The sequence below is a fragment of the Streptomyces sp. SL06 genome (genome assembly GCF_058244745.1).
Map to the genome: position 1 here is coordinate 4,000,909 of NZ_JBSYOT010000002.1, position 24,492 is coordinate 4,025,400.

The 24,492-nt window shown below is 73.1% G+C and carries 18 protein-coding genes, 1 tRNA gene and 1 pseudogene; 8 read left to right on the plus strand and 12 right to left on the minus strand.

The genetic code is table 11. The annotated features are described in order from the left end of the window. Positions 1-58 precede the first annotated feature (58 nt). Positions 59-712, minus strand: coding sequence for a copper chaperone PCu(A)C domain-containing protein (locus AC4IHM_RS18370; protein WP_490868100.1), 654 nt, complete (start codon positions 710-712; stop codon positions 59-61). Between the two features lie 653 nt (positions 713-1,365). Between AC4IHM_RS18370 and AC4IHM_RS18375 the strand changes: the two genes are divergently transcribed. From AC4IHM_RS18375 to AC4IHM_RS18405, 7 genes and pseudogenes are all read left to right on the plus strand, one after another. Next, positions 1,366-1,848: a CarD family transcriptional regulator gene (locus tag AC4IHM_RS18375; RefSeq protein ID WP_490868101.1), complete on the plus strand. Its 483-nt coding sequence runs from the start codon at positions 1,366-1,368 to the stop codon at positions 1,846-1,848. A gap of 302 nt (positions 1,849-2,150) precedes the next feature. Next, positions 2,151-2,969: a 2-C-methyl-D-erythritol 4-phosphate cytidylyltransferase gene (gene ispD, locus AC4IHM_RS18380; RefSeq protein WP_490868102.1), complete on the plus strand. Its 819-nt coding sequence runs from the start codon at positions 2,151-2,153 to the stop codon at positions 2,967-2,969. Then, positions 2,959-3,462 carry a 2-C-methyl-D-erythritol 2,4-cyclodiphosphate synthase gene (ispF, locus tag AC4IHM_RS18385; RefSeq protein WP_490868103.1) on the plus strand — a complete coding sequence of 168 codons (504 nt, stop codon included), beginning with the start codon at positions 2,959-2,961 and terminating at the stop codon, positions 3,460-3,462. The genes ispD and ispF overlap by 11 nt, the downstream gene beginning before the upstream one ends. 175 nt (positions 3,463-3,637) lie before the next feature. Next, positions 3,638-5,038: a cysteine--tRNA ligase gene (cysS, locus tag AC4IHM_RS18390; RefSeq protein WP_490868104.1), complete on the plus strand. Its 1,401-nt coding sequence runs from the start codon at positions 3,638-3,640 to the stop codon at positions 5,036-5,038. 131 nt (positions 5,039-5,169) lie between these two features. Next, positions 5,170-6,112 (plus strand): annotated as a pseudogene (rlmB, locus tag AC4IHM_RS18395) (23S rRNA (guanosine(2251)-2'-O)-methyltransferase RlmB). A 139-nt stretch (positions 6,113-6,251) separates the two neighbouring features. Next, on the plus strand, positions 6,252-7,922 hold the full coding sequence (locus AC4IHM_RS18400; protein ID WP_490868105.1) for a DoxX family protein: 1,671 nt from the start codon (positions 6,252-6,254) through the stop codon (positions 7,920-7,922). Positions 7,923-8,414: 492 nt separating this feature from the next. Beyond that, positions 8,415-8,861: a Pycsar system effector family protein gene (locus tag AC4IHM_RS18405; RefSeq protein WP_490870862.1), complete on the plus strand. Its 447-nt coding sequence runs from the start codon at positions 8,415-8,417 to the stop codon at positions 8,859-8,861. Positions 8,862-9,533: 672 nt separating this feature from the next. On the opposite strand, the gene AC4IHM_RS18410 is transcribed toward AC4IHM_RS18405, so the two are convergent. The 3 genes from AC4IHM_RS18410 to msiK all read right to left on the minus strand — a co-directional run bounded on the left by AC4IHM_RS18410 (position 9,534) and on the right by msiK (position 12,140). After that, positions 9,534-10,271: a nucleotidyltransferase family protein gene (locus tag AC4IHM_RS18410; protein ID WP_490868106.1), complete on the minus strand. Its 738-nt coding sequence runs from the start codon at positions 10,269-10,271 to the stop codon at positions 9,534-9,536. Between the two features lie 42 nt (positions 10,272-10,313). Then, a complete protein-coding gene (locus tag AC4IHM_RS18415; RefSeq protein WP_490870863.1) occupies positions 10,314-10,769 on the minus strand; it encodes a hypothetical protein in 456 nt (151 codons plus the stop codon). A gap of 234 nt (positions 10,770-11,003) precedes the next feature. Continuing rightward, positions 11,004-12,140: a diacetylchitobiose ABC transporter ATP-binding protein MsiK gene (msiK, locus tag AC4IHM_RS18420; protein ID WP_490868107.1), complete on the minus strand. Its 1,137-nt coding sequence runs from the start codon at positions 12,138-12,140 to the stop codon at positions 11,004-11,006. Positions 12,141-12,359: 219 nt separating this feature from the next. Between msiK and AC4IHM_RS18425 the strand changes: the two genes are divergently transcribed. Beyond that, positions 12,360-12,433, plus strand: a tRNA-Thr gene (locus AC4IHM_RS18425). A gap of 92 nt (positions 12,434-12,525) precedes the next feature. Here AC4IHM_RS18425 and AC4IHM_RS18430 read toward each other — a convergent pair. The 8 genes from AC4IHM_RS18430 to AC4IHM_RS18465 are packed head-to-tail and all read right to left on the minus strand — an operon-like array spanning position 12,526 to position 23,920. Further along, positions 12,526-14,037: a zinc ribbon domain-containing protein gene (locus tag AC4IHM_RS18430; RefSeq protein WP_490868108.1), complete on the minus strand. Its 1,512-nt coding sequence runs from the start codon at positions 14,035-14,037 to the stop codon at positions 12,526-12,528. Then, positions 14,034-14,543 carry a phage tail protein gene (locus AC4IHM_RS18435; protein ID WP_490870864.1) on the minus strand — a complete coding sequence of 170 codons (510 nt, stop codon included), beginning with the start codon at positions 14,541-14,543 and terminating at the stop codon, positions 14,034-14,036. Before AC4IHM_RS18435 ends, AC4IHM_RS18430 begins: the two co-directional genes overlap by 4 nt. Before the next feature lie 59 nt (positions 14,544-14,602). Then, complete coding sequence (locus AC4IHM_RS18440) at positions 14,603-16,561, minus strand: putative baseplate assembly protein (RefSeq protein ID WP_490868109.1); 1,959 nt, start codon at positions 16,559-16,561, stop codon at positions 14,603-14,605. Then, a complete protein-coding gene (locus AC4IHM_RS18445) occupies positions 16,561-17,013 on the minus strand; it encodes a GPW/gp25 family protein (protein WP_490868110.1) in 453 nt (150 codons plus the stop codon). The genes AC4IHM_RS18440 and AC4IHM_RS18445 overlap by 1 nt, the downstream gene beginning before the upstream one ends. Further along, positions 17,013-19,007: a VgrG-related protein gene (locus AC4IHM_RS18450; protein ID WP_490868111.1), complete on the minus strand. Its 1,995-nt coding sequence runs from the start codon at positions 19,005-19,007 to the stop codon at positions 17,013-17,015. Before AC4IHM_RS18450 ends, AC4IHM_RS18445 begins: the two co-directional genes overlap by 1 nt. Beyond that, positions 19,007-19,726, minus strand: a complete 720-nt coding sequence (locus AC4IHM_RS18455) for a CIS tube protein (RefSeq protein ID WP_490868112.1) — start codon at positions 19,724-19,726, stop codon at positions 19,007-19,009. Before AC4IHM_RS18455 ends, AC4IHM_RS18450 begins: the two co-directional genes overlap by 1 nt. 28 nt (positions 19,727-19,754) lie before the next feature. After that, positions 19,755-20,177 (minus strand): phage tail protein, encoded by a 423-nt coding sequence (locus AC4IHM_RS18460; RefSeq protein WP_490868113.1) that lies wholly within the window; start codon positions 20,175-20,177, stop codon positions 19,755-19,757. A 47-nt stretch (positions 20,178-20,224) separates the two neighbouring features. Then, complete coding sequence (locus AC4IHM_RS18465) at positions 20,225-23,920, minus strand: hypothetical protein (protein WP_490868114.1); 3,696 nt, start codon at positions 23,918-23,920, stop codon at positions 20,225-20,227. Between the last annotated feature and the right edge of the window lie 572 nt (positions 23,921-24,492).

Here is a 24,492-nt window from a genome sequence, read left to right on the forward strand (position 1 = left end):
TCTCCAGCAGAGAGGCCCCGCCCTTCGTCGCGGCTGCGGGACGCGCCCCGTACGCGGCTCAGTGGCCGGTTCCGGCGCCCTCCGTGTCCGCGGAGGCCGACGCGTCGTCCGACGGGAGGCCCGAGGACTCGCCGTCGGACGGCTCCCCGGAGGTCTCGGGCGAGGGCTGTGCCGACGCGTCGGACGCCGACGGCACCGCGCTCGGGCCCCACTCGGAGAAGAAGCTCTCGGCGGGCACGACGAGCGCGCGCAGGCTCACGTCGCCGGTCTTGCTGAAGGAGAAGGTGATCTTCTGCGCGTTGCCGTCCTGGACGGCCTCGCGGCTGCTGGGCAGGACGGCGGCGGCATTGTCCGTGCCGCCGATGACCAGGGATCCGCCGGCCGGGACGACCAGGCCGCCCGTCTCGCCCTTGGCGGGCTTCAGCTCGGCGGACTTGCCGGTGCCCGACACGGTGACGGATTCGAGCGTCTGGTCCGTCCTGCCGCTGTTGAACAGGGTGGCGGTGACCGCGGCCGGGCCGGTCGACTCCAGGTCGGGCTGCGTGATGACCAGCGCGTTCTGGACCTTGATGTCGCCGACGGCCGTCGCAGCGTTGTCCGGCTTGATCTCCAGCGTCTGGGCGTTGTGACCGGCACCGCACGCGGCGAGCGAGGCGATCGAGAACGCGATGGCGGCGGCGGCGAGGACACCGCGTCGAAGGCTGCTGCTCACGGCGGCGGCAACTCCTTGGACTCGAACGAGGTGGCGGCACGGATAAAGCCGCCCTAAGTGACTGTCAGCGGCTTCAGGCTACCGAGCCGTTCCCGGGCCGCCGCACCCGACCCTCCCCGAAGACGCCCGGCTTCGCCCGGCAGGAGGCAGACGGGGGACGCGCGCGGGATACCGCGGCGCGCCGCGTCCCGGGCCGCGCCGGGTCGCTTTGCGGCCCGTACTCGTCGGTCATTCACATAAGAAGCCCTCCGTCATACCGGTAGTCCGGCGGTGCGCGAGATTTCCGTGAAGGAATGCGCGGACGGCCGGGAAATTGATCACCGGTGGGGCGGCCGGGGCGCCATGTGATCAATTTCGGATTCGTCCGGAACCCCACACCGGTCACCGAACGGAGTAGCGGAAGTCGCACGCATGGAACCAGACATATCGGGATCTTCAGGGAGGTGGGCAAGGCTCCGGATGTGTGTGACGTGCGTGTTTCACTCGGCCTGAAGAGCCGCTCCGACCTGCGAATACTTTCTTCCGCTCGCCCGGCGCAGCACGTTCCTGTTGCTGTTGTCAAGCCCCGAGATATGCCCTGACCTGCGAAAACGCCATTCAGAAGACGCCGTATCCGTGTTACTCTGGATAGCCACGGAAGGGGTACCTGTCACATGACGTTCAAGGTTGGCGACACCGTGGTCTATCCCCATCACGGGGCCGCGCTGATCGAGGCTATCGAAACTCGCCAGATCAAAGGCGTGGACAAGACCTACTTGGTGCTGAAGGTCGCCCAGGGCGACCTGACGGTACGTGTGCCAGCGGACAATGCGGAGTTCGTCGGCGTGCGTGATGTGGTCGGTCAGGACGGACTGGACCGGGTCTTCGAGGTGCTGCGCGCGCCGTACGCCGAGGAGCCCACGAACTGGTCGCGTCGTTACAAGGCAAACCTGGAGAAGCTCGCCTCCGGCAACGTCATCAAGGTCGCGGAAGTCGTACGCGACCTGTGGCGCCGTGAGCGCGAGCGCGGACTCTCCGCCGGTGAGAAGCGCATGCTCGCCAAGGCCCGCCAGATCCTGGTGAGTGAGCTGGCTCTCGCGGAGAACACCAACGAGGACAAGGCGGAAGCCCTGCTCGACGAGGTGCTCGCCTCCTGACGAGGTAAAGAACGGACCGCTGCGGCCGCCCGCTCGGTTCAGCGCACTGATAATGCCGTGGTGCCCGATGACAGCTGCTGTCGCCGGGCGCTGCGGCATGTCCGTACCCGGATGCGTTCCATACGTGCGGATGCCGTGATCCTCGTACGCTCATCTCCGGGGGAGGCCTCCCCCGGGTCCTGGCGTGCCGGGCCCGCGCTGCTGGCTCGACCAGGGTCACGGAAGGGTCCGGTCGAGGCGTCACGCCCGGCACGGTGAGGCCATACCCAACTAGGTCGAGCACACAAACCTGACAGGAACCGATGTCTGACGAATCGCGTCCCTCGCCCGCGCAGACGCCCGCGAGGCCGGCTGCCGAGACCTCCGCCGAACCCCCGCCCTCCGCCGGGGGCCGGGCCGGCGCCAGGACGGCCGCCGTGATTCCGGCCGCCGGGCGGGGCGTACGGCTCGGCCCGGGTGCCCCGAAGGCCCTGCGCGCGCTCGGCGGCACGCCCATGCTCATCCACGCGGTCCGGGCGATGGCCGCCTCCCGCGGGGTCTCCCTCGTCGTGATCGTCGCCCCGCCCGACGGCGCGGCCGAGGTCAAGAGCCTGCTCGACATGCACGCCCTGCCCGAACGGACGGACTTCCTCGTCGTACCGGGCGGCGAGTCCCGGCAGGAGTCCGTACGGCTCGGTCTGGACGCGCTCCCGCCGGAGTACGGCGTCGTCCTCGTGCACGACGCGGCCCGGCCGCTGGTGCCGGTGGACACGGTGGACGCCGTGATCGAGGCCGTACGGGAGGGCGCGCCCGCCGTGGTGCCGGCGCTGCCGCTCGCCGACACCGTCAAGCGGGTGGAGCCCGCCGCGGTGCCGGGGGAGCCGGAGCCGGTGGTGGCGACGCCGGAGCGGGCGAGGCTGCGGGCGGTGCAGACGCCGCAGGGGTTCGAACGGGCGACGCTGGTACGGGCCCACGAGACGGTGACCGAGAACGTCACGGACGACGCGAGCATGGTCGAGCAGCTCGGGCTGACGGTGATGGTCGTGCCGGGGCACGAGGAGGCGTTCAAGGTGACGCGCCCTCTCGACCTGGTGCTCGCGGAGGCGGTACTGGCGCGCAGGAGGCTCAACGATGGGTTCTGAGACGGCCGGGCTTCCCCCGCTGCCGCGGGTCGGGATCGGCACGGACATCCACGCGTTCGAGGACGGGCGCGAGCTGTGGTGCGCCGGGCTGAAGTGGGAGGGCGAGGGTGCGGGTCTCGCCGGGCACTCCGACGCGGATGTCGTCGCGCACGCGGCGTGCAACGCGTTGTTCTCCGCGGCCGGGATGGGCGACCTCGGGCAGCACTTCGGCACCGGGCGGCCGGAGTGGTCCGGGGCGTCCGGGGTGACGCTGCTGGGGGAGGCGGCGCGGATCGTGCGGGCGGCGGGGTTCCGGATCGGGAACGTGGCGGTGCAGGTCGTCGGGCCGCGGCCGAAGATCGGCAAGCGGCGCGAGGAGGCGCAGGGGGTGCTGTCCGAGGTGGTGGGGGCGCCGGTGTCCGTGTCGGGGGCGACGACGGACGGGCTGGGGTTTCCCGGGCGGGGGGAGGGGCTGATGGCGGTGGCCACGGCGTTGGTGGTGCGGGTGGATTAGCTGCCGGGCCGGTCCGGGCCGGTCCGGGACGCGGGGTGCGGCGTGCCGTGCGGGGCGGAGCCCACCCGGCACCCGACTCGCTCGGGGGAGGGCGAGGGGCCCGGCGGGGCGGGTTGGGCGGGGGAAGTGGGCAGCGGCGCCTGTGGCACTGGCCGAGGCCTACTACCCTGGACCCGTGACTATTCGTCTGTACGACACCAGCACCCGGCAGATCCGTGACTTCGCCCCCCTGCAGCCCGGGTGTGTCTCGATCTACCTGTGCGGCGCCACCGTGCAGGCCGCCCCGCACATCGGGCACATCCGGTCGGGGCTGAACTTCGACATCATGCGCCGCTGGTTCGCCTACCGCGGCTACAACGTCACGTTCATCCGCAATGTCACCGACATCGACGACAAGATCATCAAGAAGGCGGCCGAGCAGAACCGCCCCTGGTGGTCCATCGGGTACGAGAACGAGCGGGCGTTCAACGACGCCTACGACGCCCTCGGCTGCCTGCCGCCCACGTACGAGCCCCGCGCCACCGGGCACATCACCGAGATGGTCGAGATGATGCGCGGGCTCATCGAGCGCGGCCACGCCTACGAGGCCGACGGCAACGTCTACTTCGACGTACGGTCCCTGCCGGGGTACCTGTCGCTGTCCAACCAGGACCTCGACGACCTGCGGCAGCCCTCCGAGGACGGCGAGACCGGCAAGCGGGACCCGCGGGACTTCGCCATGTGGAAGGCGGCCAAGCCCGGCGAGCCCAGCTGGGAGACGCCGTGGGGGCGGGGGCGGCCCGGCTGGCACCTGGAGTGCTCCGCCATGGCGCACAAGTACCTGGGCGAGGAGTTCGACATCCACGGCGGCGGGATCGACCTGATCTTCCCGCACCACGAGAACGAGATCGCCCAGGCCCGCGGCTTCGGCGACGCCTTCGCCCGGTACTGGGTGCACAACGCCTGGGTCACCATGAGCGGCGAGAAGATGTCCAAGTCGCTCGGCAACAGCGTGCTCGTGAGCGAGATGGTCAAGCAGTGGCCGCCGGTCGTGCTGCGGTACTACCTCGGCACCCCGCACTACCGCTCCACCATCGAGTACAGCGAGGAGTCCCTGCGCGAGGCCGAGTCGGCGTACGCGCGGATCGAGGGCTTCGTGCAGCGCGTCACCGAGCTGGCCGGCGGCACCGTCGAGCCCGCCGCCGAGGTGCCGCCCGCCTTCGCCGAGGCGATGGACGACGACCTGGGCGTCCCGCAGGCCCTCGCGGTCGTGCACACCACCGTCCGGCAGGGCAACAGCGCGCTGGCCGCCGACGACAAGGAGGCCGCGGTCGCCCGGCTCACCGAGGTGCGGGCCATGCTCGGCGTGCTCGGGCTCGACCCGCTGGCCCCGCACTGGGCCGGGGAGCGGGAGCAGGGCGAGGATCTGCGGCACGTCGTCGACAGCCTCGTACACCTCGTGCTCGAACAGCGGGAGGCGGCGCGGGCGCGCAAGGACTGGGCCACCGCCGACGCCATCCGCGACCGGCTCGGGCAGTCCGGTCTGGTCATCGAGGACAGCCCGCAGGGGCCCCGCTGGAGCCTCGGCTCCCGCTGACCCGGACGGGCGGCGAGGCCCGGTCCCGTAGATCGATTGTGCCGCCCGGCCCTCCGGGCGGCACACTGCACAAGACGCAAGACATCGCGCACCACCCGCGCACAGACGCAGAGAGCGGAGACAGGTAACTCATGGCCGCGAACAACCGCCGCATGTCCGGCAAGAAGGGCGCGCAGGTCGGCAGCGGCGGCAAGCGACGCCGGGGCCTGGAAGGCAAGGGGCCGACGCCCCCCGCCGAGATGCGCAAGGGGCACGTCAAGCAGCGGGCCGCCAACGCGAAGGCCCGCCGCGCCACGGGACGCACGCCGCAGCGGCGCGGGGGCGGCCGGTCGAACGTCCGAACTCGTCGTCGGCCGCAACCCCGTCTACGAGGCGCTGCGCGAGGGCGTGCCCGCCTCGACGCTCTACGTCCAGCAGTTCATCGACAACGACGAGCGGGTGCGCGAGGCGCTCCAGCTCGCGGCCGAGCGCGGCGGGATCAACCTCATGGAGGCCCCCCGCCCCGAGCTGGACCGGATGACCAACGGGCTCAACCACCAGGGGCTCGTCCTCCAGGTCCCGCCGTACGAGTACGCGCACCCCGAGGACCTGGTCGCCGCCGCCCACGACGAGGGCGCGGACCCGCTGATCGTCGCCCTCGACGGCGTGACCGACCCGCGCAACCTCGGTGCCGTCGTCCGCTCCGTCTCCGCCTTCGGCGGCCACGGCGTCGTCGTGCCCGAGCGGCGCGCGGCCGGTATGACGGCGGGCGCGTGGAAAACGTCCGCCGGCACGGCCGCCCGTACGCCGGTGGCCCGCGCCACCAACCTCACCCGGGCCCTGGAGACGTACCAGAAGGCCGGGATCACGGTCGTCGGCCTGGCCGCCGACGGCGAGATGGCACTCGGTGACCTGGAGGCCCTGGACGGGCCCGTGGTCGTCGTGGTCGGCAGCGAGGGCAAGGGGCTCTCGCGCCTGGTCGGCGAGACCTGCGACCACCGGGTGCGCATCCCCATGCCGGGCGGGGCCGAGTCCCTCAACGCCGGTGTGGCCGCGGGGATCGTGCTGTACGAGGCGGCGCGCCGGCGGGGCTGACCGGACCGGTTGACGCGGGAACGCGCGTTCGGGTTCGTCCCTCGACGGGGGCGTTCCGGGCGATTCGGGTGGGCTTGACGCGGTCCGGACAGATCGGGGGCGGTCAAGGCAGTGTCCTAACGACACATCACTCGGTTAGATGAGTGTGGACACCAGAACACCCCGCACACCCACGGGGGACCGCTCGTCGGGAATCGACGACGCTCCCGCGCTGAGCATGGTGAAGGTGCCGAGCGATCCGGCCCAGGTCATCGTCAACCACGCGAGTTTCCGCGTGCAGTTCGGTGCCTCCGCGCGGCGGACCCAGTCCCCGCGGATCGCGCGGCACCTGAGCGCCACCCAGGACACCGCCCGCATGCCCGGCGCCGCCGGCCGCCGCCGTGCCGTCGTGTGGAGCGGGCGGTCCGACCCGGACGACACCGGTGCCCACCGGCTGCTCCAGGCGGTGCGGGCCGGGGCCGGCCACCACGTCGAGAGCCCCGCCGACGCCGGGGCCACGCAGGTCATCCCCCGGGTCGGCCTCGACGACGACCCCGCGGCCCAGACGCTCGAGACGCCCCTCGTCGGCGCCCAGCGCGGCCCCGTGCCGCACGGCACCAGGCTGCTGCCCGCCATGCGCACCGTCGGCAGCGCCTACGACGAACCCGCCTACGCCGGCGAGGACTTCGGCCCCGGCCAGGACGGCGAGGGCCCCGACGGCCACGGCGACGACGACCCGGACCGGTCCGAGCCGCGCAGCAGGCACCGCGCCGACGACCCGTCCCGGCACGCCTACTTCCCCGGCCGCCGGATGAACCTCGGCGTCGTCCTGCTGCCGCTGCGGGTCTTCCTCGGCTTCATCTCCATCTACGCCGGCATGGGCAAGCTCTGCGACCCCGTCTACTTCGACGGCGGCGAACGCGGCTCCATGGTGAAGTGGCTCAACAGCCTGCACCCCTGGGACGTCGCCGAGCCGCTGCGCCAGTTCGCCCTCGACCACCCCGTGGGCGCCGGGCTCGTCATCGCCTTCCTCCAGGTGCTCGTGGGCGTCCTGACCGTCCTGGGCTGCTGGCAGCGGGTGGCCGCCGCCATCGGCGCGACCCTGTCCGCCGCGCTCCTGGTCACCGTCAGCTGGAAGAGCGTCCCGGTCTACGACGCGCCCGACATCATCTACCTCGCCGCCTGGTCCCCGCTGATCATCGCCGGCGCGCCCGTGTACTCCGTGGACGGCAGGCTCGCCGGCAGCGCCTGGCGCCGGCTCGGTCCCCGCGCCGCCATCTGGGACCTGCGCCGCTACGTCCTGCGCCGCGGCGCCGTCGTCACCTTCCTCGTCGCCGGTGTCACCCTCCTGGTCGGCTCGCTGCTGGGCGGTGCCGTCCGGGACGCCGACCGTGTGGTCGTCCCCGGCCCCGGCGAGGGCCCGCGCAACGAACTGCCCGGCTCCCCGCTCCCGCAGGAGCCCGGCACGCGCGAGCCGAGGAGCCCGGAGGCCTCCACCTCGCCCACCCAGGGCGCCACCGGCGACGCGGCCACGCCCTCCTCGGAGGCCGCGACCACCCCGGGAGCGACCCGCGACAGCGGCACCGTCACCGGCGGCACCCCCAGCCAGACCCAGGGCACCACGGGCCAGGTCCCGCCGCAGCAGTCCGTCCCGCAGAACCAGGCGCCGAGCACCACGACGGGACCGACCGCCGGCGGCGCCACCACCGGGAGCAGCGGCTCGACCGGCGGCGCCGGCAGCGACGGCGGTGACGACGACGGAGGCGGCGACGACTCCTCCACCACCACGGGCGAGCCGGGCGGCCGCCTGGTGGGCGGCCTGCTGGGCTAGCCCGTCGTGTCCGCGCTCCGCGCCCGGTGACAACCGGGCGCGGAGCAGGTGCCGTTGACGCGTTACTGTTCCGACGTGTATGTCAGGAAATCTTCCCACGCGTACCGACCGGCCGCTCCACCTCGTCCTGGGAGTACGCAGGCCGACGCATCTCGATCGAACAGGGCGCGCATGCGGTCCGCTGTCCGCAGCAGGCCGTGAAGGTTGTGAGTGCCGTATGCAGTCAGCTCGACGGCCTGCGCTTCCAGACGGGTCAAGTCTCGGATCTTCCTTGAGTACCGGACCTTCCTGACGTCCTCCCAGGCTGCCGAGATGAGCCCACCGGCCCCCAACACCTCGTCGGGGGTGTGCGGTGACGGGTGTCGCATGACCTGTGCCTGTTGCTGGGCAGCCGCGCCCGCCCGCGCCCGGCACAGTGGGTGCCCTCGCGGCGGTGTCGACCAAGGGAGCGCGGACATGGGGTGCAGTGAGGGAACCGGCCGACGCTTGGACGTGTTCACGCGCGAGCGGGCCGGACAGGCGTTCGTCGAGGTACAGCGGGCAGACACGAAAGCGGCGACTTTGTGCGGCCTCACCGGTGGGTTGCTGGCGCTCTCCGTGGCTGAGCTGACACGGGAAGGCGGGCTCTCCCGAATGCTGGGCAGCCTGCTGCTCGGCGTCTGTCTGCTGCTCGGCGTCTCGGTCGCCGCATCGCTGCTGGCGCTGCGTCCGGCGATGCCGCCAGCCGGGCTGTGCACCGAACTGGCCGACGTGGGCGGCACGGGAGAGGGTGCGTCGGACGGTACGGCCGGACAGCGACGGTGGGAGGAGCGTCGACTGCGGGTCTTTTCGCGGCTGGCCGACCGGAAGCTCAGGCTGGTGCGCCTCTTAGGAGATCTCCTTCTGGCCGCGCTGTTAATGGCTGGAATGGCCTTGTTGAGTCATTACACCCTCAATTGAGGGTATTCCCCGTGTGGGTGAGGAGCCGCACTCGGCAAGGGGTGGCTCCCCAGCGCGTCAGACCGACACGCAGTGTACGGCGCTGCTCGCCCCACTTACCAGCCTCCGAGCCGCCCTCGAACGACAACGCGGTCGGCCGGGCATGACATACGACCACGCCTGGCGCCGCAGACGAGGGGGGCTTGGCCGGAGGCTGAACGGCAGGCCGGACAGGTTGGGACATTCGACTCGGCCGCGCCGGTTCACGAAGGGCCGGTGGATCCGGGTGAGCCTGCTGCGGTAAGGGTGCCGGTCGGTGAGAACTCCCGGTGGATCAGTCGGGCTTCGCGTGCCCCGGGCTCAGTCGATCCGGTTGGACGTGGCGTTCGACGATGCCGGAGTCCCAGGGCAGCATCCTGTCCCCAGTCTCATACCGACCAAGTGCGTGAGCACTTCCTTGAGAAGTGCTCACGAACCGCGCATCTGAGCGTCACCCTAACAATATCGGCCCAGATGCTCACGCAATCCGAGTCCTGTCCGAGTCATTGCAGCCCGCCCGAGACGGGTCTCGCGGCCAGCCTGGGATGTGCTGCGCAATCTGACCACTCGCCTGCTGGATTACGTCACCCCGTACGGGCTCGTCCACATCGAAAGAGTCAGTGGCGAGCTGTCGTCGTCCACGGGCCGAGCCGCTCAGCGGCCTGCCAGGGCCGCCAGTTCCCGGGCTGCCTCTGTCAGGTCCTTCGCGGTGTCGATCGCTCGCCAGTAGGAGCCCTGCGGGATCGGGAAGCCGGCCAGCCGGCGCTCGCGGGCCAGCCTCGGGAACGTCGTCCGCTCGTGGTCGCCGCGCTCCGGGAGCATCGCCGCGAAGGCGGGCGAGAAGACGTACACACCGGCGTTGATCTCGAAGGTCGACGGCGGTGCCTCGAAGAAGTCGGTGATGTGGCCGAAGCCGTCCGTCTGCACGGCGCCCCACGGCAGTCGCGGCCGGGCCAGGGCGAGGGTCGCCACGGCGTCCCGCTCGGCGTGGAAGTCGGCCAGGTCGCGCAGCGAGAAACGGGTCCAGATGTCACCGTTCGTGGCGTACCAGGGCTGATCCGGGTGGGGGAGGCGGGCGGCGGCGTACTTGAGGCCGCCGCCGCGGCCGAGGGGCTCGGTCTCGACGACGGTGGTGACGGAGAGCGGCAGGTCGGCGCTCTCCAGCCACTGTTGCAGCACCTCGGCCAGATGACCGCAGGAGACCACGACGTCCGTCACGCCCTCCTCGGCGAGCCAGGCGAGCTGATGGCCGATGATCGGAGTCCCGGTGCCCGGGATCTCGACCATGGGCTTGGGCCGGTCGTCGGTGTAGGGGCGCAGCCGGGAACCCTGTCCGCCGGCCAGGACGACGGCTTGAACGGGGCGGCGGGACGCGGCGTTCGGATCGGTCATGCCCGAACTGTACGCGGCGCCCCACCGGCTTCCGAAGGGTCCTCAGCCGTGCGCGGCCAGGACGCCCGAGGCGAAGGCGGTGTCGCAGACGGGGCGCGCGTACGACTGGGCGCGGTTCGGGCCGTAGACCTTGACCGCGGCGCGGCCGAGGGCGCGGGCGATGGACGCGCAGTGGCCGGCCAGCGACGGGCGCTCGTTCACGGCCTGCTGGAGGTGGGTGAGGGCGACGCCCGGGTCCTCCTCGCGCAGTTCGGTCAGCAGCCGGTCGCGCAGCACCTCGTGCGGTGCGCGGGCGGCGGCCTGGGAGGACGCCTTGGACGAGGACGCCTCCGACGCGGCGAGCACCGAGTCCGAGGGGTCCCCGGACCAGTTGACCCGGGTGACCGCGAGGGTCCCGGAGAGCACCAGGACGACGGGCAGGACGAGGGCGAGAGAGCGGCCGATCCGGTGGGCGGGGCCCCGGCCGCGTCGCGTCTGTCGGGTGGTGGAGTGCTTCACGGAGTGCTTCACGCGAGTGAGGGTAGCGCCCGGTAATGATTTGGCGACATTTAGTCACCTGTTCGGGGGATAAGAAGTGGTTCCGAAATGGGTAGGGCGTTGACGCACATGGGTCGAAACGTCCCTTGCATCGGGGTATTTGTCGACAGCGGAAAGAGCCCCGCAGCAGGCCGCGGGGCTCTTTCCGCTGTCCGGGGTGAGATTCACCCGGTCGCGCTACCGACGCGAGGGTTATCAGTCGGTGAGACGCTCGCCCGTGGAGGACGAGAAGACGTGGCTCTCGCCCGGCTGCGGTACGACGTGGACGGTCGCGCCCTTCTCCGGCACCGCGCGGCTGCTGACCCGGACCACGAGGTCCCGCGACTCGCCGCCGACCTCGGCCGTGCCGTAGACGTAGCCGTCGGCGCCGGTCTCCTCCACGACGTTCACCGAGACCGCGAGGCCCGCCGGGGCGTCGTCGGCCTCCTTCGAGAGGGTCTTGGCCGTGCCGCCGTTCAGCTCCACCACGTCGAAGTGCTCGGGGCGGACGCCGACGGTGACCGTGCGGTCGCCCTTGTCGGAGGCGGCCTTCAGGGCGTCGCGGTTGACCGGGACGACGCTGTTGCCGAACTTCACGCCGCCGTCGGTGATCGGGACCTCGACCAGGTTCATGGCCGGGGAGCCGATGAAGCCGGCGACGAAGAGGTTGGCGGGCCTGTCGTACATGTTGCGCGGGGTGTCGACCTGCTGGAGCAGACCGTCCTTGAGGACCGCCACCCGGTCGCCCATCGTCATGGCCTCGACCTGGTCGTGGGTGACGTAGACGGTGGTGATGCCGAGGCGGCGCTGGAGCGAGGCGATCTGCGTACGGGTGGAGACGCGGAGCTTGGCGTCCAGGTTGGACAGCGGCTCGTCCATGAGGAACACCTGCGGCTCGCGCACGATCGCGCGGCCCATCGCGACACGCTGGCGCTGACCGCCGGAGAGCGCCTTCGGCTTGCGGTCCAGGTACTCGGTGAGGTCGAGGATCTTCGCGGCCTCCTCGACCTTCTGCCGGATCTCCGCCTTGTTGACGCCGGCGATCTTGAGTGCGAAGCCCATGTTGTCGGCGACCGTCATGTGCGGGTACAGCGCGTAGTTCTGGAACACCATGGCGATGTCCCGGTCCTTCGGCGGCAGGTGCGTGACATCGCGGTCGCCGATGCGGATGGCACCGCCGTTCACGTCCTCAAGCCCCGCGAGCATGCGGAGCGAGGTGGACTTGCCGCAACCGGACGGGCCGACCAGGACGAGGAACTCGCCGTCCTCGATGGCGATGTCGAGACCGTCGACGGCGGGCTTGGTGGAACCCGGGTACACACGGGTCGCCTTGTCGAACGTAACTGTGGCCATGGTGAAAGGCCCCCTTCTACCGGCAGGAACGTGCCGGACGATCCGTTGTAGGAAGGTGGTGGTGTACTCCACACGGGTGAAGCTGGGCAGGACGGTACCTGGCGTTCACCTGGTCTGTCAGTAGCTGGGGGACTGTGAACTTCGCCGAAATCCTCGAACCCCATCGTTCACCGGCTCTGTGTACAGTGGAGCAGCCTCCGCGCGCGCCGCCGCGCGAGTGCCTCCTTAGCTCAGATGGCCAGAGCAACGCACTTGTAATGCGTAGGTCGTCGGTTCGAATCCGACAGGGGGCTCTGGGAGTGCAGGCCGGTGCCCCCGCGATCCTGGGTCGTGGGGGCACCGGTGTTTTGTCGGGTTGCTTGCCTGGCTGTGGCCCGGGGCCGGGTCAGGAGCGGTTGGCGCTGGACGGGCCGAAGAACTCGATCTCCGCTATGGCCACCTGCTTGTCCGCGGACGCCGCGTGGGCCGACTCGATGGTGAACCGGACCTTGGTGACCTCGCCGACGCGGAACGCGCGTCGCTGGCCGCCCGCGCCCTGGTCCAGGGTGAGGGCGCGGGTCTTGGTCTTCCCGTCCTTCGTGGTGATCGTCGCCTTGATGCGGTGCGGCAGGGCCGACTCGTTGAGCTGGTTGGCACGGGTGGAGACGCCGGGCGTGATGATCACGTCCAGCAGGCGCGTCGGCTCGGTGAAGGTGGCCTCGATCCACTCGCCCTGGCCGGACTGCGAGATCCCCGGGCCCCACCAGGTGTTGCTGAGCTTGTCGATGACGAGGGCGGGCTTGTGGCCGGTGTAGGAGTGCGAGGCCTTGATCCCGTCCGGGGAGACCGGGGCGCGCTTGGCGAAGTGGTCGCGGGTGTTCTGGATGCCGTCGGGGATGTAGACGAAGCCGAGGACGACCAGGGTGATCACGACGACGGCGGTGATCCAGGTGCCGATGCGGTCGAAGACGCGGCGCAGACGGGGGCGGTCGCCCGCCCACGGGGTCTCGCGGCGCCGGCCGCCGAAGAGCCGGCGCCACCACGGGGCGCGCCGCGCGCCCTGGTCGCCGCCGGCGGCCAGCGGCATCGCGCAGCGGGCGCAGTAGTGGCGGTCGGGGCGGTTGGGGGTGGAACACCACGGGCAGGGCGGGCCGTTGGCGATGTCCGGCTGGTGGCTGAGGGGGCGGACCTGCGGCCGGTCCGCGTCGGGGCGGCCGGGCAGGACGGGGGCGACGGCGGGCGGCGGCGCGGGGGCCGGGGCCTCGGGGTCGGCGACCGGGACGAGGAGGGAGCGGGCGCGGTCGGACATGGTGTCGGTGAGCGCGTTCGGGGCGGTGGCCACCGGGGTGGTGGGGGCGGTCCCGTCCACGTCGGGGGCGGTGGCGGGCGTAGCAACGGTTGCGGCAGTTGCGGTGGTGGCGGGCGCGCTGTCGGTGGCGGTGGTGCCGGTGGTCCCAGCAGTGCCCGTGGTGCCCGTGGTGCCAGCGGTCCCCGCAGCCCCCGCAGCACCCGCAGCCCCCGCGGTCCCGGCCGCCGCGCCTCCCGGTCCGCCCGTCCCCCCGCTTCCCGCCGTCCGGCCCGCGTCCCGTGCCCCGTTGGCGCCGGCGTCGGCGTTGTGCGGCGCGGTGGCGGGGGCGGCCGGGGTGGTCGGGGCGTGCGTCGGGTGGGGTGGCTGGCGCAGGGTCGGGTTGTCCTCCGTGCCGTCGGCCAGGTCGTCCGTGCCGCCGTTCCCGGTGGGGGCGGGGCGTTTGGCGGGGGCCGGGGGCTTGCCCCCGGAGCCGCGTTCGGCCGCTGCGGCCGCCGGCTGCGCGGTGCGGGCGCCGACCTGTTCCCAGCTGAGTACGGCGCCGCACGCGTCGCAGAAGGACTGGCCCGGTTCCGCGGGGGTGCCGCACTCGGCGCAGTTCTGCGTGGTCATCTCTCCGGGGTCCTTTCGGAGGCGGTCACTTCGACCGTGTAGGGCATGTGGGCGGGGCGGGCGGCCGAGACGAGGGAGTCCAGGCGGTGGGTGTCGCCGGGCCTGGGGTCGGGCAGCCGGAGGGCGACGTGCAGATGCGGGCGGGGCGTGCCGGGGAACGGGCCGAGGGGGCGGGCGTTCCAGTCGGCGCCGCCGCTCTCGGTGATGTCGGGCTCGACGCCGAACGCGAGCCGTACGGCCTCGGACAGGCCCTGCCGGGTGCCCCGTACCCGGTGCAGCCGGGCGGCGGCGGCGACGGCCGCGCGCAGCATGGGCTCGGGTTCGGTGCCGTCGGTCTCCGCGCCGACCCAGGTGCCGAGCCACTGCGCGAAGTCGGCCGGGGTGAGGGCGGGGTCGAAGTAGGTGTCGAGGCAGTCCAGGACGTTCAGGATGGGGGCGAGCACGTCGTCGAGCCCGCTGACGAAGCGCAGGGCGAGGTCGTCGTCGGCGAAGACGGCCGGCAGCATCGAGCTGATGGGCAGCGAGGAGCCGAGTCCGTCGACGGAGCCCCGGTACGAGGTGGCCGTCACGTGCCGTCCCCGATCACTCGGACCCGGTGGTCGAAGGAGAAGACCAGCGAGGGCGGTTCGAGGTCGATGCGGTCGGTGGGGTCGCCGCGCTTGCCGGTGAGCGGGTCGGCGGGGTGCAGGACGACCTCGTCGACCAGTTCGACGCCGGGGACGCGTTGCAGCACCGCGAAGACCTCGCCGGTCTGCACGGGGCGTCCGAAGGGCCAGCCCTTGCCGTCGGAGCCGCCGGTGAGCGGGTCGAGGTGGCGGTAGAGGGCGTCGTGGGCCTGGCGGCGTACCCGGTCGGCGTCGACGCCGCGGAAGGCGTGGATGGTGGCGACGACGGTGACGCCCTGGTAGTAGGGCGGTCCGACGGCGAGGCGGGTGCCGATGAGGCGGCGTTCGTCGAGGTGGCGGGTGATGCGGCCCAGGAGGGCGTCGCCGGGGACGAGTTGCTCGAAGCGGAGCCGTCCGCCGGGGTCGGGGACGGCCTGGGGGACGACGAGGACGCGGACGGCGTGGGCGCCGTACTCGTTCTCCTCGCCCTCCAGGCAGGTGATGCGGGCGGTCTCGGGGGCGGCGCGGCGGGCGAGTTCCTCGTAGTCGCGCAGCGTCACGGCGCGTTCCTGGGCGCGCAGGGTGATCGGGGCCCGCAGCTTCGCCTCCTCGACGCTCTCGCCGTCGACGCCGCCGCGGGCGGCCTCGCGATTGACGACCTCGGAGACGTACGGGATGGAGGTGCGCAGCACTTGTACCGCGCCGCGGGCCACGTTGCCGGACCGGCCGCCGCCGGTGCGGTAGCGGCGGGCGCGGATGACGGCGCCCTTGGGGGCGACGGTGCCGTACTGGCGCAGGGTGCCGTCGGCCTCGCGGACGGCGGGGCCGAAGGCGATGACGCCGGTGGCGGCGTCGAGGGTGATGTGGTGGTCGTCGGGGTGGGAGGCCGCGAAGTGCGGGACGACCTGCCAGTCCTGCCAGCCCTCGTCGGCGGCGGTCTGGAGGAGGACGGGCGGGTCGTCGGCGACGACGGGGGCGTGTTCGAGCTTCAGCCGCTGGCCGGGCAGGCCGGTGGACTCGCCGAGGGCCTCGTCGTAGACGGTCTCGGCGTGGACGCTGCCGGTGGTGCCGCCGATGGTGTAGGCCTCGGCGGAGCGGATGGTCGGCGAGGTCGTGTAGAAGGGCTGGCCGGGCAGGGGTTCGGTGACCCGGCAGCGGATCCAGCCGGCCTCGTGGCCGCCATTGCGGGACAGGACGTGGCCGCCGGGCACGTGGAGCACGATGTCGCCGGGGCGGTTGAGACCGCCGGTGCCGTCCCGGTCGACCTCGCAGGGCTGCCAGCCGTCCTCGGTCCAGGCCTCCCAGACCAGGGGCGGCTGGCGGGGGTCGACGCCGACGCCGTCGACGCGGCTGTCGAGTTCCAGGGCGAGCGCGCAGTGCGGGGTGGCGGCGGTGAGGCCGATGAGCATGCAGTCGCCGGGGGCCGGCGACTCGGAGAAGCACATCAGGTCCTTGCCCTCGGCGAGGTCCGCGGTGCGGTCGGCGACGGGTTCGCCCCGGCGCTGCACCACGAGGCGGCCGAGCCCGCACGGTACGACGGTCAGGTCGCGTTCGGTGGCGAACACGACGGCCTCGTCGCGTTCGGTGCGCAGGGTGGCGACCTCGGTGCCCAGCGGGACCAGGATCGGCTCCTCCTGGGGTGCGGAGAGCCAGAAGGTGACGTCCGTGCGGGCGGCGGACGGCGGGAAGAGGGTGATGCCGACCAGGTCGAGGAAGGCGAGGTGGTTCTTCTCCGGGACCCGGTTGAGGCGGTAGACGATCTGGTCGGCCATGTGGGCGAGCGTCTCGATGAGGGTGACGCCGGGGTCGGAGACGTTGTGGTCGGTCCACTCCGGGGCGCGCTGCTGGACGTAGCGCTTGGCGTCGTCGACGAACTGCTGGAAGCGCCGGTCGTCGAGGTTGGGGGAGGGCAGGGACATCAGCGGTCGCTTTCGGGAGGGCCCGGGTGGCCGGCGGGACCGTCGGGGAGGTCCGGCTCGTCGTGGGAGGGGATGACGTAGAACGGGAAGACGAGGCTGCGCGGGTTGTTGGTGCCGCGGATCGAGTAGCGCACGTCGATGTAGAGGACGCTCTGGTCGCCCCCCGTGCTGACGTCAACGTCATGGACCTCGATGCGCGGCTCCCAGCGGTCCAGGCTGACGTGCACCTCGTGCTGGATGCGGCCGGCGGTCTGCTCGTTGACCGGCGCGAAGACGAGGTCGTGGATGGCGCAGCCGAACTCGGGCCGCATCGGCCGCTCGCCCGGGGCGGTGGCGAGGACCAGCCGGATGGCCTCCTCCACCTCCTGCTCGCCGCTGACGAGGGCGATGCCGCCGGTGGGCCCGATGCGCATGGGGAATGCCCAGCCGGAGCCGACGAACTGTTCGGCCATCAGAGGGCCACCTGCCTTCTTCTTCCTGTGCTTCCCGCGAACCCGGCGCGTGCGCACGGCGGTTGTCCGGTCATGCCGGGAGGGGGTACTTCATGGTGTTGACGAACACGGCGCCGAAGAGATCGACCTTGATGCCCTTGATGTTGACGTTGGCCACGGCGTTGACCGACACCATGCCGGTGGCGTTGATCGAACGTCATGCCGGTCGACGACAGATTCATGGCGCCGCCCATCGCGTTCACGTTGACCGCGCCGCCCAGGGAGGTGAGGCTGACCAGGCCCTTGCCCTTCAGGGTGAGCGGGCCGCCGCTGTCGATCATGACGGACTGGCGGCCGTGCAGCCGGAGGCTGGTGCCCGCCTCCACCGACACCGAACGGCTGCCGGTGATGCTGACGCTGCCCTTGCTGTCGACGGTGATCTCGGTCTTGGTGCGGTCGAGATTGATGATCAGCTTGTTGTTGCCGCTGGCGATCCGGACGCCCTGCTTGCGCCCCCCGGTCTGCTGGCTGAGCAGGTCGACGCGGTTGCCCTGGCGGTCGGACAGGGTGTGCCGTACGGCCTTCTTCTTCAGGCCGTCGTGCAGGGGGACGTCGGTGACCTTGGTGGGCAGGTCCCGGCCGTTGTAGAGGCCGCCGATGACGAACGGGTGGTCCAGGGCGCCCCGGTCGAAGGCGACGAGCACCTCGTCGCCGACATCCATCGGGAAGACGCCGCCGCCGTCCTTGCCGCCCATCTGCACGCTGCGCGCCCAGTCGCTGACGTAGGCGTCGTCGAGCCACGGGAACTGGAGCTTGACCCTGCCCTGTTTGAGGGGGTCCTGCACGTCGGTGACGATGGCGTTGGCGACGCTGGGCAGCCGGGCGGCGCTCGCCGGGTCCACGCCGCCGCTGCCGCCCGAGGCCAGCCCGTACAGGGAACGCCACTGGCGTCCGCTGACCGTGATCCAGGACTCGTAGTGCTTGCCGTCGCCGAAGACGTGGCGCACCGAGGTGACGGTGTACTTGCCCTCGAAGGGCTTGCCGACGTCGGAGAGGGCCACCGGGACGCCGGGCCGCAGGTCGGGGTGGCCGTAGACGGCGACCTCCAACTCGGCGAAGGAGGAGGTCACGTCGGCGGCGAGGGCCTTGGCGGCGTACTGGACCTCGTCCTGCTTGTCGTAGGGGTTGGCGGTCTCGACGAGCTTGGCGGACTTGAATTTGCCGGAGGCCTCGCCGGGCGTCGAACCGATGCTGATGCCCGGGTCGGTGGTGGCGGGCGCGAGTTCGGTGATCTTCTTCTTGGTGGTGACGTTCCAGCCGCGCGACTCGACCTTGCCGACCTGGTCGGCGGCGGTGACGGCGGCCCGCAGCCGCAGGATGTCGTGGCCGGCCTGGAGGACGAAGGTGCTCTTGTCGCCGTCCGTCTTCGGGGAGGGCGCGCCGGCCGACGGTTTCGGCGTGACGAACCGGAACTTCCCCTTGGCGTCGAGGGACATGACCATGTTGCTCTCGTCGGCGAGCCGCGAGAGGAAGTCCCAGTCGGTGACGTTGGACTGGCTGATGAAGGTGTACGTGCCCTTGGTCGGCTGGATGCGGCCGATGGACACGCCGTCCATGGCGGCCAGCTTGCGGGCGATGTCGGACGCCTTCTGGTTGCGGTACGCGGCCACCCGGCGCTGGCGCATCATGCGGTGCCCGTAGTCGTAGCCGCGGATGACGGTGAAGCTGCCGGTGCCGTCGTAGTCGGCCTCAAGACCTGTGACCTCGCCCGTCAGCAGGGGGTTGCCGATGCCCTGCCCGTCGGCGATCGGAGTGATGACGACCTTCGTGCCGAACTGCACGTTCAGCTTGCCGAGGACCAGGCGGTAGGGGTCGCGGAAGGTGAGGCGGAAGGCCGCGGGCACGCCGACGCCCTGGTCGACCCAGCCCTCCACGAGCATCGGGGCGATGTCGGTGGGCAGTTTCGCCCCGCCGATCTTGACCTCGACGATGCTGGAAAACGCGTGCCGCACCATCAGTGAGGCACCTCCTCTGCGGCGGGCAGCATGAGTTCGGTGCCGGTCGGCAGGCGGGAGGGGTCGTCGATGCCGTTGGCCTCGGCGATCGCCCGCCACGCGTTGGCACTGCCGTACTCGCTCCAGGCCAGCGACTGGAGCGAGTCCCCCGCGACGACCCGGTGCACGCGCTGCGCGGTGAGGGCGCCCGAGGTCGGGTTCTGGCCCTGGGTCGGGCCGGGGATCTCCACCAGCGACACCTGGCAGGTGGCGCGGATCGGGACACCGGTGGTGCCGAAGAGGCTGTACTGCGCCTCGATGGACGAGACGTACGCGGTGAACCGCGCCGTGGAGAAGGAACCCCACTCGAAGACCACCCAGGGCGGCGACGGCTGCTTGGCGAGGATGCTCTTGGCGGTCACTTCGCAGCACAGCAGCAGGGACTCGACCTTCTTCATCACGGTGTTGCCGTTGGGCTTCATCGAGGAGTCCAGGAAGATCTCCAGGGTCATCTCCCGCGGGTCCGCGCCCATGAACTCCGGCTTCGAGCCGTCCCGCACGGCCATGGTCGGCGTCGTCTTCCACTGGGCGCGCTGGGTCATGGACAGCTGGGCCGGGTTGAACTCGAAGCCGAACGTCCGCATCAGCGCGCCGGGCGTGGTGGTCGTGCCGGTGGGCGGCTCGTGGATGGCGAGGCTGGCGCGTACGAGGCTCTTGCCGGCGCCCGTGCTGGTGGCCATGGGTCTTCCTCTCTGCTCTGTGGCGCCGTCAGTCCGTGAACCCGTGGTGGGCGATCTCCAGGACCTCCGTGGCCACGGACATGTTGCCGGGGTCGAGGCTGGGGCCCTGCCAGCTGACGGGCAGTACGTCGATCAGCCCCCAGCGGGCGACCAGCGACCCGTCCGCGCGCAGCGCCGAGATCTGCGCGGTGGGCCGCTTGATGCCGGTCTGCACGGAGGAGATCCACTTGGCGACCTTCGCCGTGTCCGGGGTGAGGGGGCGGGTCAGCCGGATGTTCGTGAAGGTGACGCGGGTGGGCAGTTGCCAGACGAACCCGTTGTTGCCGCCCTCCTGGCGCTGTTCGACCTCCACCTGGGTCGACAGGCCCTCGCACCCGTTGAAGTAACCGAGGCTCTCGCCGTCGATGGCGAGGCTGAACCATATGGAGGAGCCCGGGTCCTGGCGGGTCATCGGGGGCGACCTTTCTGTCGGGTGATCGGTGGTGCGCGGGCGGGCGGTCAGCGGGGGTCGCGCAGCCTGCCGATCCGTTCGCGGTCCATGCGCAGTTCGGTGCGGACGAGTCGGGTGACGCGGCCGATGATCCGGTGCACCAGTTCGTCGAGCTGGAAGTCCGTGAGTTCGCGGGGGTCGAACCCGCCCTGCGGGATCGCCGCGTACCCGGGCGGCCGGTCGCCGTCTCCCGGAGGGAGCATCGCGGAACCGGCCGAGTACGGGGGCGGGTCGTCGGGCGGGGGCGGGCTCTGCGGCGACAGGGGTCTGGCCGGGGTGGGCCGGGACGAGGGGGCCCGGAAGCGGGTGAGGGTGGAGGCCACGGTGGAGGCCGCCGCGGCGGCCAGCGCACCGGTGGTACGGCCGAACGCGCGCTGCACCGGGGCGGCGGCCGTGGCCGTGGTGGTGGAGGAGGCGGCGGCGGTGGCGGTCTCCGTGGGGGACTGCGCCGGTGCCGCCTGCGTGCCGACCGGAAGCACCGGGTGGGGCGCCGACGGCGGGGGCGGTGTGAGGGGGGCCACCGGGAGCGGGGCCCCGGTCCCGACGGCACCGGGGGACGCCGGGCGGCGCAGGGGGACGGCTTTGGTAGTGGCGCGCTGGACGGTCGGGGCGGTGGTCCTGGTGGTGGCGCGCTGGACGGTGGCGCCGCCGGACGGGGGGAGCGGCGGCGCGAGGGCCGGCGCGACGGAGGTCCCGGGGACCGGCGAGGCCGGCGGGAGGGGAGAGGGCGCGGCCGAGGCGGAAGTGGCGGTCGTGACGGCCGGTGCCGCGGAGTGGGCCGCGGGCGGGTGGGCCGGCGCGGTGGCCCGCTGGACCGGCGGGGGCGTACGGCCGTCGGTGGCCGCGGTGTTGGAGGCCGGGCGCGTGGCGTCGGGGGACACGGGGAGCGGGGCGCCGAGCGGGAGCCGGGCCGACGACGCCGGGGCGGCGGGCGTCATGGCTGGGCGTACGGCGTCGGAGGGCGCGGACGAGGTGGGGGCGCCGAGACCCGCACGGGGCGCCGCCGCGCTGCGCTGCACGGGGCGCGCCGGGGTGGCCGGACCGCCGGTTCCCGGCCGGGAGAGCGGTACGGCGGCGGCCGGGCCGGGGCTCGGGCTCTGGGCCGACCGCTGGACGGCGGGGGACGACGGGGCGGGGGCGGCGCGGTTCGGTGCGGGTGCGGGGCCGGTGGAGGGCGCGCTGGGTGCGCCGGTCGGCGGGTCCGTGGTGCGCTGGACGGGGGGCTGCGGTGTGGCGACTGGGAGTGTCGGGGCGGGGGCGTGGCGGTCCGGTGCGGCGGGGCCGGTGGAGGGTGCGCCGGTCGACGGGTCCGTGGTGCGCTGGACGGGAGGCTGCGGTGCGGTGACCGGGGGCGTCGGGGCGGGGCCGGTGGAGGGCGCGTTGGATGCGCCGGTCGACGGGTTCGCGGCGCGCTGTACGGGGGGCTGCGGTGCGAGGGCGTGGCGGTCGGGCGTGGGGGCGGTGGAGGGTGCGCCCGGTGTGCCGGCCGGCGGGTTCGCGGCGCGCTGTACCGGGGGCTGCGGTGTCGTGGCCGGGAGCGTCGGGGCCTGGCGGGACGACGGGGTGTGCGTGGACGGGGAAGCCTGCGAAGGCTGTGCGGCCTGGGTCGGCCTCGGCCGGCCGGGGGCTGCTGCCTGCCGCTGGACGGAGGGCCGCGCGCCGGTCGGGGTACCGGGACGGACGGGGGCGGCGGAGGGCCGGTTCGCCGACGGGGAGGGCGTCGCCGACCCCGGCGCTCCGGTGCCGGCCGTCGGTCGGGAGGCGGCGGGCACCGGGTTGATGTGGGCCACGGCGCGCTGCACCGACGGGGGCGGGGCGCCCGTGTCGCGCTGCTCGGAGGCCGGGGCGGAACCGTCGGACCGGCCGACCGCTCGCTGCGCCGGGGCACCGCTCGACGTACCGGCGCCGGGTGCTGCCGCCGATCGGTTGGCGGCGGGGCCGTCGTACGAGGCCCGTTGGACGGGGGCCCCTGCCGGGGTGCCTCCAGCCGACGGCGACGGTGCCGCCGCAGGGCCGGTGGACGGGGCGTCGGCTCCGGACGCGGGCCGGAACGCCGCTCGCTGTACCGGTGTTCCGCCGGGGGGCGAGGGGGGTGTGGGGGTGGTGCGGGGCTGCTGGGTGGAGGCGGGCGTGGATCCGGACGTTGCTCGCTGCACCGGGAGGTCGGTTGCGGTGCTCTCGGCCGGGGTGGGCGTTGCGCCGGGGGCCGAGGGGGGTGTCGGAGTGCTGCGGGGCTGCTGGGTGGAGGCGGGCGTGGATCCGAACGCGGCCCGCTGCACCGGGAGTTCGCCTGCCGCGCCGCTCGGCGTGGGGCCGGGCTGCGGTACGGCTCGCTGTACGGGCGTACCGGACGCGGTGTCGTTGCCGGGTGCGGGCGTCGTCCGGTTGGCGTTGCCGTTGCCGGGTCGGGAGGAAATGGCCGGCCCGAGACCGGGCTTGGGCCGCGACACCGCCCGCTGCACCGGAGGACCGGACGACGTGGCGCCCGGTGAGGCGGACCCGCGCTCACCGGAGGGAGCGGCCCCTGGGACGGGGCGGGGCGTCGGCGCGGGGCCGGGGTGTGCGGTGGCGCGTTGGGCCGGGGTGCCGGGGGTGGCGCTGTCGCCCGGTGCGGGCGTGGCGCTGTCGCCGGGACCGCGCGTGGCTTGCTGCACGGGCGTGTCGGAGGACGAGGCGCTGTGTCGCATGGGCGCGGTGTCGCCGCCGGAGGTCGCGGCGGAGCGCTGTACCGGGCCGGTGGGCGTGGTGCTGTTGCCCGGTGCGGGCGTGCCGCTGTCGCCGGGCTGTGTGGTGGCGCGTTGCGTGGGCGTCGTGCCGCTGCCGGGTGTGGCTCGCTGTACCGGCGTGCCGGAGGCCGGGGCGCGGTGCTGTGCGGGTGCGGCGTTGTCACCGGGCTGTGTGGTGGCGCGTTGCGCCGGCGTGGTGGGTATCGTGCCGCTGCCGCTGCCGCTGCCGCTGCCGCTGCCGCTGCCGCTGCCGCTGCCGCTGCCGCTGCCGCTGCCGCTGCCGCTGCCGGGTGTGGCTCGCTGTACCGGCGTGCCGGAGGCCGGGGCGCGGTGCTGTGCGGGTGCGGCGCTGTCGCCGGGCTGTGTGGCGGCGCGTTGGACCGGGGTGCCGGAGGCCGGGCTGTTGCCGGAGGCGGGCGTCGTGCCGCCGCCGGACCGCGCGGTGGCGCGCTGTACCGGGCCGCCGGACGCGCCGCCGCCACCCGTCGTCCCGCTCGGTGCTGCGGCGGAGCGCTGCGTCGGCGTACCGGATGCCGGACCGCCACCTGGCTGTTCCGCGGCCCGGCGCACCGGGGCGCCGGGTGCCGTGAGGCCGGTGGGACCGTAACCGGTGTTCGCTGCCGGGGTGTTGCCCCGGGCGCCTGCTACCGGTGTCGCCCCGGGCCGGGATGCCGCTCGCTGTACGGGGGCGTCGGCGGCGGCCCGCCGCACCGGCGCGGCGCCGGAACCGTGGGGCAGGGAGGCGTCCCCCGCCGGTGCCGAGCCGGGGTCCGCTCGGTCGCCGTCCGCCGACGAGGATGCCGTTCCGGAGGTTTCCGGGAGGGAGTCGGTCGTCCGGCGGCTCGCGGGCAGCATCCGGCGCTGCACGGCCGACGCCCCGGACGGGGCCCTGGTCAGGGCGGCCTGCCGGGGACGGGGCGCGGCGGGCGGCACCGGTGTCACCCGTACCCCGCGGGCGGCCTGGGCCGGTGTGCTCACGGGCGCCGCGGACGACGCCGCCGACCCGACGGAACGCGCCCGCTGGACCGGGGCACCCCCGGACGCGGACGCCGAAGAAGCCGGAGGAGCCGAAGAAGCCGGAGGAGCCGACGCCGCCGACGCCGCCGTACCGGACGAACCGCCCCGCGCCCCCGGCATGGAGGAAGAAGCCGTCCGCGCCCCCGGCGTGGCAGCCGGACCGCCCCGCCCACCCGGCGCCGACCGCGGCGCGGTGGCCGGAGCCGATGTGTCCGCCGGTATCGCCCGCAGCGGAGCGACCGGCATCCGCTGGACCGGTGGCGTGCCGGGCCGGGACACCGGTGAGACGGGCGGGGTCTGCCGGGCCGACGGGGCGAAGGCGCCGGACAGGAGGCTGTCGCCCGCGGCCGGGTTCAGCACCGCGGGGGACGGCGCCCCCGTGAACGACGGGTTCTGCCACGTCGGAAGGCGACCGCCGAACCCGGCGTCCGCCACGCCCGTACCCGCCCCGCCCGTCGCCCGCTGGATCGGCGGCAGGCCCGTCCAGGCGGCGACGGCCACGGGCGCGGGGCCGGACGTGTCCGCCGTACTCC